At 70.8% G+C, this 12,268-nt stretch carries 8 protein-coding genes; 6 read left to right on the top strand and 2 right to left on the bottom strand.

What is annotated here, in order from left to right; genetic code table 11:
• Positions 1–27: 27 nt before the first annotated feature.
• Positions 28–3,372 (bottom strand): bifunctional lysylphosphatidylglycerol synthetase/lysine--tRNA ligase LysX, encoded by a 3,345-nt coding sequence (gene lysX / locus A5771_RS14420; RefSeq protein WP_064855896.1) that lies wholly within the window; start codon positions 3,370–3,372, stop codon positions 28–30.
• 318 nt (positions 3,373–3,690) lie between these two features.
• Between lysX and infC the strand changes: the two genes are divergently transcribed.
• Genes infC through A5771_RS14400 form a run of 4 tightly spaced genes read left to right on the top strand, consistent with a single transcriptional unit; the run spans position 3,691 to position 5,822 of the window.
• Positions 3,691–4,362, top strand: coding sequence for a translation initiation factor IF-3 (gene infC / locus A5771_RS14415; RefSeq protein ID WP_082947242.1), 672 nt, complete (start codon positions 3,691–3,693; stop codon positions 4,360–4,362).
• A gap of 26 nt (positions 4,363–4,388) precedes the next feature.
• Complete coding sequence (rpmI, locus tag A5771_RS14410; protein WP_064855894.1) at positions 4,389–4,583, top strand: 50S ribosomal protein L35; 195 nt, start codon at positions 4,389–4,391, stop codon at positions 4,581–4,583.
• 55 nt (positions 4,584–4,638) lie between these two features.
• Positions 4,639–5,028 carry a 50S ribosomal protein L20 gene (gene rplT, locus A5771_RS14405; protein ID WP_013828758.1) on the top strand — a complete coding sequence of 130 codons (390 nt, stop codon included), beginning with the start codon at positions 4,639–4,641 and terminating at the stop codon, positions 5,026–5,028.
• 11 nt (positions 5,029–5,039) lie between these two features.
• Positions 5,040–5,822, top strand: a complete 783-nt coding sequence (locus tag A5771_RS14400) for a TrmH family RNA methyltransferase (protein WP_064855893.1) — start codon at positions 5,040–5,042, stop codon at positions 5,820–5,822.
• Here A5771_RS14400 and A5771_RS14395 read toward each other — a convergent pair.
• Positions 5,819–6,916 (bottom strand): oxygenase MpaB family protein, encoded by a 1,098-nt coding sequence (locus A5771_RS14395; protein ID WP_109401142.1) that lies wholly within the window; start codon positions 6,914–6,916, stop codon positions 5,819–5,821. The genes A5771_RS14400 and A5771_RS14395 overlap by 4 nt on opposite strands.
• Positions 6,917–7,074: 158 nt before the next feature.
• Between A5771_RS14395 and A5771_RS14390 the strand changes: the two genes are divergently transcribed.
• Both A5771_RS14390 and A5771_RS24450 read left to right on the top strand, forming a co-directional pair.
• Entirely contained in the window at positions 7,075–7,980 is a 906-nt protein-coding gene (locus A5771_RS14390) for an adenylate/guanylate cyclase domain-containing protein (RefSeq protein WP_082947231.1), read from the top strand.
• Positions 7,981–8,120: 140 nt separating this feature from the next.
• Entirely contained in the window at positions 8,121–12,260 is a 4,140-nt protein-coding gene (locus A5771_RS24450) for a PGRS repeat-containing protein (RefSeq protein ID WP_064855892.1), read from the top strand.
• The last annotated feature ends 8 nt before the right edge of the window (positions 12,261–12,268 follow it).

The following is a 12,268-nucleotide window of genomic DNA, read 5'->3' as shown; positions in this document are numbered from 1 at the left end:
CCCCACCATGATGGACCTCGCGCCCGCTCAGCGCGGCTTGGCCAACGGGAACGGCAGCGTGGCGCGGATGCTGTGGCCGGTGATGAGCATGACGACCCGGTCGACGCCCATCCCCAGCCCGCCGGTCGGGGGCATCGCGTACTCCATGGCCTCCAGGAAGTCCTCGTCGAGTTCCATGGCTTCGACGTCGCCGCCGGCGGCCAACAGCGACTGCTGGTGCAGCCGGCGGCGTTGTTCCACCGGGTCGGTGAGCTCGCTGTAGGCGGTGCCCAGCTCGACACCCCAGGCCACCAGGTCCCACCGCTCGGCCACCCCGGGCTTGCTGCGGTGCGGCCGGGTCAGCGGCGACACCGAGGTGGGGAAGTCGGTGTAGAAGGTGGGCCGTTCGGTGCGGGCCTCGACCAGGTGTTCGTAGAGTTCGAGCACCACCGCGCCGGCATCCCACTGCCGCAGATAGTGGACGCCGGCGCCGTCGCACAACCGGCGCAGGGTGCCCAGGTCGGTGGCGGCATCGATCTGCACGCCGAGCGCCTCTGAGACCGCGTCGTGCACGGTACGTACCGGCCACTGCCCGGCGATGTCGACCGCTTCCAGCCCGCCGCCGGGTCCCGGCCGCAGCACCACCGGCGCACCGTTGGCCGCCACCGCGGCGTTCTGGATCAGCTCGCGCGCCCCGTCGATCCAGCCGAGGTAGTCGGCATGGGCCTGATAAGCCTCCAGCAGGGTGAACTCCGGATTGTGGCTGAAGTCCACGCCTTCGTTGCGAAACGCCCGGCCCAGCTCGAACACTCGCTCCACCCCGCCCACACAGAGCCGTTTGAGGTAGAGCTCCGGGGCGATCCGCAGGTACAGGTCGAGGTCGTAGGCGTTGATGTGGGTGACGAACGGGCGGGCATTGGCTCCGCCGTGCAGCGGCTGCAGGATCGGGGTTTCGACCTCCAGGAATCCCTTGGCGAACAAGGTGTCCCGGATGGAGCGCAGCACGTTGCTGCGGGCGGTGATGAGCTCCCGCGCCTCGGCGTTGATCGCCAGGTCCACATAACGGGTCCGCACCCGGGCCTCGGGGTCGGTCAGTCCCTTCCACTTGTCGGGCAAAGGGCGCAGGCACTTGCCGACCAGCCGCCAGTGCGACACCAGCAGTGAAGGCGTCCCGGTGCGGCTGTGGCCCATCCGGCCGGTCGCCTCGATCAGGTCGCCCAGATCGACCGTCGAGCCGAAGTCCGCGGCCCGTGCCTCGCCGACTGCGGCCAGAACCGAGTTGTCCAGCAGCAGCTGGACTTCGCCCGACCAGTCGCGCAACTGGGCGAACAGCACGCCGCCGTAGTCGCGCATCCGCAGCACCCGCCCGGCCACCGAGACGGTCTCGTCGGTGCCGCACTGCAACGCGTGGGCGGCGGTGTGACTGGGCGGTACGCCCACCGGGTAGGCATCAACGCCGTTGTCCTGCAACGATTTCAACTTAGCCATTCGTACCCGGACCTGCTCGGGAAGCCGGGCGAACGCTGCGGCGGACTCGGCCCCCGCGGTGATATCGGCATCGGGGGCGCTGCCGTCGGCGTGTAGGCGCCCGGTGGCGGCCACCGCTGCGGGCACCGACGGGTGGTGTCCGGTGTGCTGCTCGTTGCGCCGGGAGAACGGCAGCACCAGAAACCCTTCGGCGATCACCGACGCCACACCGACGCGGGGGATCAGCCGGGCATCCTCGTAGCAGGCGTACCGCGGCACCCACTCCGGCTGATACTTCATGTTCGAGCGGTAGAGCGTCTCCAATTGCCACCAGCGGGAGAAGAACATCAACAGCCGCCGCCACGCCCGCAACACCGGACCGGCGCCCAGCTGCGCGCCTTGCTCGAAGGCGGCGCGGAACATCGCGAAGTTCAGCGAGATACGGCTGACGCCGATGGTGGCGGCCTGCAGCGCCAGTTCGCTGACCATCAGCTCGATGGTGCCGTTGGGTGACTGCGGTGAGCGGCGCATCAGATCCAGCGACACCCCGGTGCGCCCCCACGGCACCAGCGACAGCATCGCCACCACCTCGCCGCTTTGTGAGCCGGCTCGGGGGTCGACGCGCACCGCCTCGACCAGCAGGCAGTCGAGGTCGGCCGGGTCGCCGAGGCGGCCCAGCGCCATCGAGAAGCCGCGCTCGGATTCGGTGTCGCGCCAGGCGTCGGCGCGCTCTATCACCCGGGCCATCTCGTCGGCGTCGATGTCGCCGTGCCGGCGCATCCGCACCGCCAGCCCCGACCGGCGGGCCCGGGTCACCGCCTGGCGCACTCCCCGCATGTCCGGGCCGGACAGCTTGAACTCCGAGGTCCGCAGGATCGCCTCGTCGCCCAGCTCGAGGGCGCTCAGGCCGGCGTCGCGGAAGGCCTGCGCACCGGCGAAGCTGGCGCCCATCACGCCGGGCGCCCAGCCGTAGTCCTGGCAGATGTGCAGCCAGGCGGTGATGGCCTGCGGCCACGCCCGCGGGTCGCCGACCGGGTCGCCGCTGGCCAGGCAGACGCCCACCTCGACCCGGTAGGTGATGGCGGCGCGCCCGTTGGGGGCGAACACCACCGACTTGTCCCGGCGGGTTGCGAAGTAGCCCAGCGAGTCGTTCTGGCCGTACTGCTCGAGCAGGCCGCGGATCGCCGACTCGTCCTGGCCGGTCAGCGCGTTGTCGGCGCGCTGGGACAGAAACAGCACGATGGCCGCGATGATCAGAGCCAGCGCCCCGAGCAGCCCGCACAGCGCTTTGAGCCCGAAGTCGGGCTTGCCGGGGAAGAAATCCGGTTCCAGCAGCGCGAAGCCGACCACCCGGTTCACCACGTAGGGCAGTCGCCACGGCCGCTCGACGGTCCCGGGGAACATCTCGATAAGCCCCCAGCACAGCAGGATCGCCACCGCCCAGCCGGCCAGCAGCGTCGCGGAGGACTTGAGCAGGGCGCCGCGCCGCACCTTGGCCCAGAACTCGCCGCGGGCCAACACCAGCACCACCAGCGCGGCGGCGTGCAGGGCCAGGCCCGCGACGCCGCTGACGGCCTGCAGTCGGTCGGCGCTTCCCGACACCAGGCGACTGACGTTCCAGCCGCCGGCGACCAGCAGGTTGGCGATCAGCAGCCACCAGGCGATGCGCTTGCGTGCGCTGAGCGCCGCGGCCAGCAGTCCCAGCACGAAAGCCCAGGCCAGACTCGTGTCGGGGAAGTTGAACAGGTACTTGTCGATGAATTCGCGCGGCACCCGGATAACCCAGCGGATCACCGGGGACATGCTCGCCAGCAGCGACAGCGTGGCGGCGGTGCCGACGGCCCAGGCGGCGGTCGCGGGCACCCAGCGGAACCGCGAGGTCGAGCGCCGGCGCAAGCCCGGCTTGGATGGCCCAGTCAGCGTCATAGCCCGGGAGAATATGCAGTCAAACCGGGAAAACGATGTGAGGCCGATCCGCGGCCGAAACACCGCGGCTAGTGGAATGCGGAACTGCTGCTAGACTGTGTGCCGCGACCGTCCCGGTGTACGCCAGGACTGCAAGTGGAGTTCCCTCCCACCACTCGCCGAGGAGCAATCCGTAGGCGCAGTGGTCCGGTCGCAGGCGGTGCGAACCGCCTGCTCTGCGCACCGCGCAGGCGGCCTGATGCTATCGGGTCGCGATCGGTCGGTATCGGGCCCTGCTTCGTGCAGGGCTTTTTTGCTGGTGGGTGGTTTCTTCCGCCGCTGCGTCCGGACGAGCACTGCGGCGGCCGCGACCGAAAGACTACCCAGGGAGGTCCCATCAGCACTGAGATCCGCGTCAACGAGCGCATTCGCGTACCTGAGGTTCGATTGATCGGCCCGGGAGGGGAGCAGGTAGGCATCGTGCGCATCGAAGATGCGCTTCGCGTCGCCGCGGATGCCGATCTCGACCTCGTCGAAGTAGCCCCGACCGCCAAACCGCCGGTTTGCAAGATCATGGACTACGGCAAGTACAAGTACGAGGCGGCCCAGAAGGAGCGCGAGTCTCGCAAGAACCAGCAGCAGACCGTCGTCAAGGAACAAAAGCTGCGTCCCAAGATCGACCCCCACGACTACGAGACGAAGAAGGGCCATGTGGTCCGCTTCCTCGACGCCGGGGCGAAGGTCAAGGTGACGATCATGTTCCGCGGCCGTGAACAGTCCCGGCCGGAGCTCGGCTACCGCCTGCTGCAGCGACTGGGCGCCGACGTGGCCGAGCACGGTTTCGTCGAGACCTCCGCCAAGCAGGACGGGCGCAACATGACGATGGTGCTGGCACCGCACCGCGGCGCGAAGACCCGGGCCAAGGCCGCAGAAGATGCGGGCGCGGGCGCAAAGCCCCCCGCCCCCGCCCCGGAAGCCCCGGCGGACGCGGCCGAGCCCAAACCCGAATAACGACCCCACACCAGAACTGAGGAAACATGCCCAAGGCGAAAACCCACAGTGGCGCTGCAAAGCGGTTCCGTCGCACCGGCACCGGCAAGATCGTGCGGCAGAAGGCCAACCGTCGCCACCTGCTCGAGCACAAGTCGAGCACCCGCACCCGCCGCCTGGCCGGGCGCACCGAGGTGGCCGCTGCCGACGCCAAGCGCGTCAACAAGATGCTGAACGGCTGACAGCCGCTTTACGCAACGCAAATCCCTTACGCCCCAACGAGAGTAGGAACACCCCATGGCACGCGTGAAGCGGGCAGTCAATGCCCAGAAGAAGCGTCGCACCATCCTGAAGGCCTCGAAAGGCTACCGCGGCCAGCGGTCGCGCCTGTACCGCAAGGCCAAAGAGCAGCAGCTGCACTCGCTGACCTACGCCTACCGCGACCGTCGTGCCCGCAAAGGTGACTTCCGCAAGCTGTGGATCACCCGGATCAACGCGGCGGCCCGCGCCAACGGCGTCACCTACAACCGCCTGATCCAGGGCCTCAAGGCCGCCGGTGTCGAGGTGGACCGCAAGAATCTCGCCGAGATCGCCGTCAGCGACGCGGCCGCGTTCACCGCGCTGGTCGAGGTCGCCAAAGCCGCGCTGCCCGAGGATGTCAACGCGCCCTCCGGCGAGGCCGCCTGACCCCTGCGCCGATGCTGACCGAGCGCTCGGCCCGCGTGGTCGCGGCGGTCAAGCTGCACCGGCACGTCGCCAGGAAGCGCGAGCAGCGCTTCCTGGCGGAGGGTCCCAATCTGATCGAGGCTGCGAGCCGTCGCGGTCTGCTCGTTGAAGTCTTCGCCACCGAGTCGGCGGCGCAGCGTCATGGCGAGCTGCTGGGCGCTGCGTCGGCCCCGGTGCACCTGGTGAGCGATCGGGCAGCAAAAGCGTTGTCCGACACCGTAACCCCGGCCGGTCTGGTTGCGGTGTGTGCGCTTCCGGAGCCGGACCTGCATGCCGTACTGGCCGACGGGCCGCAGCTGGTGGCCGTGGCGGTCGGAATCGGCGAGCCGGGTAACGCCGGCACCCTGATCCGCATCGCCGACGCCACCGGAGCCGGGCTGGTGGTCTTGACCGGCAACAGCGTCGACCCCTACAACGGCAAGTGCCTGCGTTCCTCGGCGGGCAGCATCTTCAACATCCCGGTAGTGGTTGCCGCCGACACCGACGCGGTGATGGCGGCGTTGGGGGAGGCGGGGCTGCAGGTGCTGGCGACGGCGCTGGACGGCGAGCTGTGCCTCGACGACGCCGATCCGGTACTGGTGGGGCCCACCGCCTGGCTGTTCGGCCCGGAAGCCCAAGGCTTGCCGGCCGCCGCCGCAGCCGCTGCGGACCATCGGATACGGATCCCGATGGCCGGCGGCGCGGAGAGCCTGAATGTCGCTGCGGCAGCAGCGATCTGCCTATATCAGAGCGCGCGAGCGCAGCGCAGATCCTAGGCGGCTTTCGGCCGTGGTCGCGGCCGCGGCGGACGTACCCCGGCCAGTGAGAAGGTGCTGTGCACCAGCGAACCGGCCCGCTCGATAAGGCTCATCCGCCGCGGCGGGACGTAGTGCATCCCGTTGGCGCGACGGTCCTTGGGCGGCGCGGTGTGCCACGGTGCCTCTTCCAGCGGGGCGTCGGCGGCGATCTTGCCCTGCTCGCGGCGATAGCCGGCCAGGGCGCGCGGGTGCAGCCGGATCTCTTCGGGGACGAAGGTGAACGCGAGCTGGCTGAATTTGCCGATCAGCCGGAACAGCACCTCGTCGCCCTCCGACCAGCGCAGACCGGCCTTCTCCCGCACCACCGGCTCGAACAGCCCGGCGGCGATCCAGCGCTGGGCGCCCAGCATCGGCTTGAACATCTGGTCCCACACGCCGGTGGGCATCATGACGAACCACGGCTTGGGGATGCGCATGTCCAAAATGCCCTGCGCGGCCGGCGTCATCTCCAGCTCTTCTTCGCAGACCCGGTCCCAGTACTCGCAGAACTCCTCCCAGGTCTTGGGCACCGGGCGCATGCTCATGCCGTACATCCGGTACCACTGCACGTGCTCGTCGAAGAGCTGGTGCTTCTCGGCCTCGGTCAGCCCGCCGCAGAAGTACTCGGCCAGCTTGATGATCAGCATGAAGAACGTCGCGTGCGCCCAATAGAAGGTCTCGGGGTCCAGCGCGTGATAGCGCCGGCCCTGCTCGTCGGTGCCCTTGATGTCGCGGTGGTAGTCGCGGATCGCCGCGCCGGTGTGCTGCGAGCGGGCCCCGTCGTAGACCACGCCCATGATCGGATACACCGACCGGGTGACCCGCTGCAGCGGCTCACGCCACAGGCTGGAGTGCTCCTGCACCCCGGCGCCCAAGCCGGGGTACATGTTCTCGATGGCACCGATCCACATGCCCATCACGCCGGTGCGGATGTCCCCGAAGTACTTCCAGGTCAGCGAATCGGAGGTCAAGGGTTCGACGGCCGCTGCGGGTTTGGGCGGGGTCGGCAAGGGGGCACTCTGCTCCGCGGGCTCGGACACCCGCTCGGCTGACGTGGTCGGAGTAACGGTCATCACGTCTCCTGTCTGGCGAACCTGACACAACCATAATTGTGACAACATGCGTTGTCTACGGTATCGAGGGCGCGTCGCGGACTTGGTCGACGAGCGTGGCGTGTGCCACGTGCCGCTACCGTTGCCGGTGGCCACAACCGCCACCTACGCTGAGGCGCATGGACCTCGAGCCGGTCGGTCGGCAGGCTGACGAGCTCGAGGAGGTGGTGGAGATAGAAGAACAACCCGCCCCGAGTCGCCGCCGTTCCTTCTCCCTTGAAGAGGCCGCGGCCTGGTTGAACCGCACCACCAACGACGTCCGGGTGATCGATCTGGTGCGGCGGGTGCGGCGGGCGCTGCCCGGTGATCCCGAGTTCGGCGACCCGCTATCCACCGCGGGTGACGGGGGACCGCAGGCGGCCGCGCGTGCCGCGGACCGGCTGATGGGCGATCGCTCCGCGGCGTCCCGCGAAGTCAGCCTGGGTGCCCTGCAGGTCTGGCAGGCGCTGAACGAGCGGATATCACGTGCGCCGTCCAACTCCGAGGCCACGCTGGTCTTCACCGACCTGGTGGGTTTCTCGACGTGGTCGCTGCGGTCCGGGGACGACGCAACCCTTACCCTGCTGCGGCGGGTATCGCAGGCGGTGGAACCGCCGCTGCTGGACGCCGGCGGCCGCATCGTCAAACGGATGGGCGACGGGCTCATGGCCGTGTTCCGTGATCCGCTGGTCGCGGTGAGCGCGGTCCTAAAAGCTCAGGAAGCCATCGAAACCGTCGAGGTCAACGGCTTCACCCCGCGGATGCGGGCCGGAATCCACACCGGCCGCCCGCAGCGGCTGGCCGACGACTGGCTCGGCGTGGATGTCAACATCGCCGCCCGGGTCATGGAGCGGGCTGTCAAGGGCGGAATCGTGGTGTCCGGGACGACGATCGAGCGCATCGACCCGGCTGACTTGGACGGATTGGGTGTCGTCGTCAAGCGAGCTCGCCGGCAGGTGTTGGCGGCCAAGTCCAGCGGTGTCCCGCCTGATCTGGTGATGTATCGGCTCAAGGCGGTCCGCGGCGAGCCTCCGGCCGCTGAGTAATCGCGCGTTAACTTCGTTGTGGCCCGGCTGGATTCACTCAGTCGAGTGGAGGAACTCCGTTCCTTGGAATAGTCTGCGTGAACCACGCGACAATTTGTTGCGTTCTACACAGGTCGTCTTCAGTGCAGAAGCGGGGAATCATGTCAGGTCGGGAGCAGCGTCGGAACAGCGGGCGCAGGGCCAACAATCGGCTGATCGGTGCAGGTAGCACGGTCGCGGCCTTCCTGGCGTTCGGCATGGCCCCGCTGGCCGCGGCTCCCACGGCGCACGCCGACCTCGACTTTGACTGGCTGACCGACCTGTTCAACCCGGTCTCAGATTCCACTGTGGGCTGGGACAGCAGTGCCTGGGACTCCAGCGCTTGGGATATCAGCTCCTGGTTCAGCCCGGCCGACCCGGGGATGGCCGACACGACGGCCGCGTTCGACCTGACCTCGATGTGGAACACGCTGTTCTATCAGCCGATGTACTCGGCCGTCGACGCCTGGATCGAGAACCCGGCCAACTCCTGGCTCGTCAACATGGTCAACGACTGGGCGCCCGAGGGTCAGATCTATCTCGGCGACGGTGCGGACGGCACCGCAGAGCACGCCGACGGCTATGCCGGCGGCATCTGGTTCGGTTCCGGCGGGGCCGGCTACGCCGGTGAGGACGGTGTCGATCCTGGTGACGGCGGTGCCGCCGGGTTGTTCGGTAACGGCGGCGCCGGTGGTGCCGGGTGGGACGGCCAAAACGGCGGCGACGGCGGTGCCGGCGGCACCATCATGGGCATCGGCGGCGCCGGTGGTGCCGGTGGCATCGGCGCAAACGGCGGCAACGGCGGCGACGCGATGGGCTGGCTGTTCGGGATCGGCGGTGCGGGCGGCGCCGGTGGCGCGGGCGTGACTGGCGCGACCGGTGACACCGGCACGTGGGCCGATGGCGGTACCGGCATTGGTGGTGTCGGCGACAAGGGCGGCGTCGGGGGCAACGGCGGAAAGGGCGGTAGCGCCAGCTCCATGCTCGGCGGTGCCGGTGCCGGCGGTGCAGGTGGTATCGGCGGAGCGGGCGGCCAGGGCGGTACTGGCGCAGCGGGCGATGCGGCCCACCTCAACGGCGGCACCGGCGGTAACGGTGGCGAGGCCGGGTTCGGAGGCAAGGGCGGCGCGGCCGGCACCGGCGGGATGTTCGGCAGCAAGGGTGCGGCCGGTGTCGATAACAGCGAAACCCTTGGAAATGGCGGCCAGGGTGGCACCGGCGGCGCTGGGGCAGATGCCACCGCCGACTACGCAGCCGGCAACGGCGGTGCCGGCGGCACCGGTGCCGACGCCGGCGACACCGGCAATGGCGGTACCGGCGGTACCGGCGGTGCCGGTGGTACCGGGTTCGACGAGGACCACGGGGCCGGAACCGGCGGTAACGGTGGTGCCGGTGGTGACGGCGGCAAGGTCGGCAACGGCGGCACGGGCGGCACTGGTGGTGCTGGTGGGCTCAGCGGTGCCTACGAGGGAGCCGAAGGCGGCACCGGTGGTGTGGGCGGTACCGGTGGAGTCGGTGGCACCGAGGCGGGCAACGGCGGCAACGGCGGTGTCGGTGGCGCGGGCGGCGCCGGGAGCGAGGGGACCAGGGGCGGCGACGGTGCAGCCGGCAGCTTCGAGAACGGCGGAACCGGCAACGGCGGCGACGGAACGGCCGGTAACCACGGCTACGACGGCGGCAAGGGCGGCGCTGGTGGCCTAGCCGGAGCCAAGGGTGGCGGTACGGCCAGCGTCGCAGGAAAGAGCGGCAACGGCGGGGCTGGCGGCGCCGGCGGTGCTGGCGGCGCGGGCGGCGATGGCGGTAAGGGCGCCGACGGCGACTGGAGCCATGAAGGTGCAGACGGCCAATTGGGCTCCGGCGGTGATGGCGGCCAGGCCGGCAACGACGGCGCGGGCGGCAACGGTGGAAAGGGCGGCGCCGCCGGCGGCGCCGACGCCACCGACGGCGCCCAAGGCGCTCAGGGCGGCAAGCCCGTCGACCCCAGCGTTGGTGGCGCCGGTGGTAACGGGGCCGACGCCGATGCCACCCACACGCACGGCGGTAACGGCGGCGACGGCGGCGACGGCGCCAACGGTGGTGAGGGCGGCGTCGGTGGCGACGGTGGCACTGGAACGACCGGCAACGGCGGCAATGGCGGCGCCGGCGGTGACGGCGGCGACGGTTCCAAGAGCGCAGGTGGCGCAGGTGGTGCCGGTGGCGCCGGTGGTGCCTCCGAGTCGGGCAACGGCGGCAACGGCGGCAAGGGCGGCGAGGGCGGCAAGGGCGATCACGGCCTGACCGGCAGCAACGGCGCCGACGGTACTTTTGACAACGGTGGCACCGGTGCCGGCGGCAATGGCGGTAACGGCGGGGCCGGCTTCGACGGTGGCAAGGGCGGCGCGGGCGGTAACGGCGGCGCCTCGACGTCCGGCACCAAGGGCGTGAACGGTTCCGGCGGCGACGGCGGCCAGGGCGGCGCCGGCGGCGCGGGCGGCAACGGTGGTAACGGCGCCAACGGCAACTGGGACAACAAGGGCCAGTACGGCTTCGGCTCGGGCGGTAAGGGCGGTAACGCCGGTAACGCCGGCGCCGTGGGCAAGGGCGGCGACGGGGGCGCAGCAGGCACCGGCGGCACAGGCGGCGAAAAGGGGGCTGCGGGGGAGAAGGGCGTAGGCGTCGCCGACTCCAGCGGTGTGCGTGGCGGCAACGGCGGTGACGGCGCCAACGCCACTGATCACCTGCACCCGAGCGGCGCCGCCGGCGGTGACGGCGGCACGGGCGGCACCAATGGCAACGGTGGCAATGGTGGAAACGGCGGCGGCTTCGTCGAGCCGCCGGCGCCGGGCAGCGGCGGTCCCACCATCGATAACCCGGCATTCGGCGGGAATGGCGGGGCCGGTGGTAACGGCGGGGCCGGTGGCAGCGTCGAGGGCAGCGGCGGCAACGGTGGTGACGGCGGCGATGCTTACAAGCCCGCCGGAAACGATCCCAACGTCCTGACCAAGGGCGGCAATGGCGGTGCCGGCGGCAATGGCGGCGCCGCGACGGCGGGCAATGGCGGTAACGGCGGTGACGGCGGCAACGGCCAGGCCGGCAGCCAATACGGCGGCGCCGGAGGCGCGGGCGGCAAGGGCGGAGCGGTCAGCGGCATGGGCCAAGGTGGCGACGGTGGGGCCGGTGGTAATGGCGGCACCGCGACCGGCTGGAAGTCCGACGGCACCTGGGGCATCGACGGATTCACCGGCAAGTTCGGCTCCGGCACCATCCTGGGCGTCTCCGGCGCCGGTGGCGCCGGCGGTGCCGGTGGAGCGTCCATTGGCGGCGACTACGACGGCGGCAAGGGCGGCGACGGTGGCACCGGTGGCTCTGGCGCGGAGGACGCCGGCTCCCGGGTCATCTGGGCCGGTACCGGTGGCGCCGGCGGGGCCGGTGGCGCCGCCACCGACAGCGCCAAGGATGCCGGCGACAGCGGCGACGGCGGCGCAGGCGGCAACGGCGGCAATGGCGGCGAGAACGGCACCATCACCGGCGGCAGCGGCGGCAATGGCGGCGCCGGTGGTGCCAGCACCAGCGGCGTGGGCGGCAACGGCGGTAACGGCGGCGAAGGACAAGGCGCCGCCGGCTGGAACGACGTCAACGGCAACCTGGCCGGCAAGGGCCAGATCCTGAACTTCGGCGGTAGCGGCGGGAACGGCGGTGCCGGTGGCAGCGGAAAGACCGGTGGTGACGGCGGTGCCGGCGGCAGCGGCGCTGATGGCACCGGCGGCGGCAACGTGTTCAGCTCCGGTGGCACCGGCGGCAACGGCGGGGCGGGCGGCACCGGCACCACGGGCGACGGTGGCAACGGCGGCGCCGGCGGTGACAGCGGCGACGCGACCTGGCGTGCTCACAACGGTGGCGTCGGCGGCGCCGGCGGCAACACCGAAAAGGGCAACGGCGGCACCGGCGGTGCCGGCGGCGACGCCGGCGACCTCCTGGCGGGTGGCGGCACCGCACCCACCAACGGCCAGGGCGTCATCGTCGGCGCCGGCGGAAACGGCGGCAACGGTGGCAGCAGCACCGCTACCGGCACCACCGGCCACGGCGGAGACGGCGGTGACGGCGGCCATGGCGGCGAAGGTGTGGGCAGCATCAAGGGCGGATCGGGCGGAAGCGGCGGCACCGGCGGTTCATCCGGTTCCGAGAAGGGTGTGACGCCGCCCAAGCCGACTGCGCCCACCACCACGGTCGGCGGCGAGGGCGTCGCCGGCGGCGCGGGAGCCGAGCCCAAGACGGGTAGCTAACACCACCG

Source organism: Mycolicibacter sinensis (assembly GCF_001667375.1).
GTDB lineage: Bacteria > Actinomycetota > Actinomycetes > Mycobacteriales > Mycobacteriaceae > Mycobacterium > Mycobacterium sinense_A.
The sequence above is the reverse complement of the archived record's forward strand: the minus strand, read 5'-3'. Positions and strand labels throughout refer to the sequence as shown.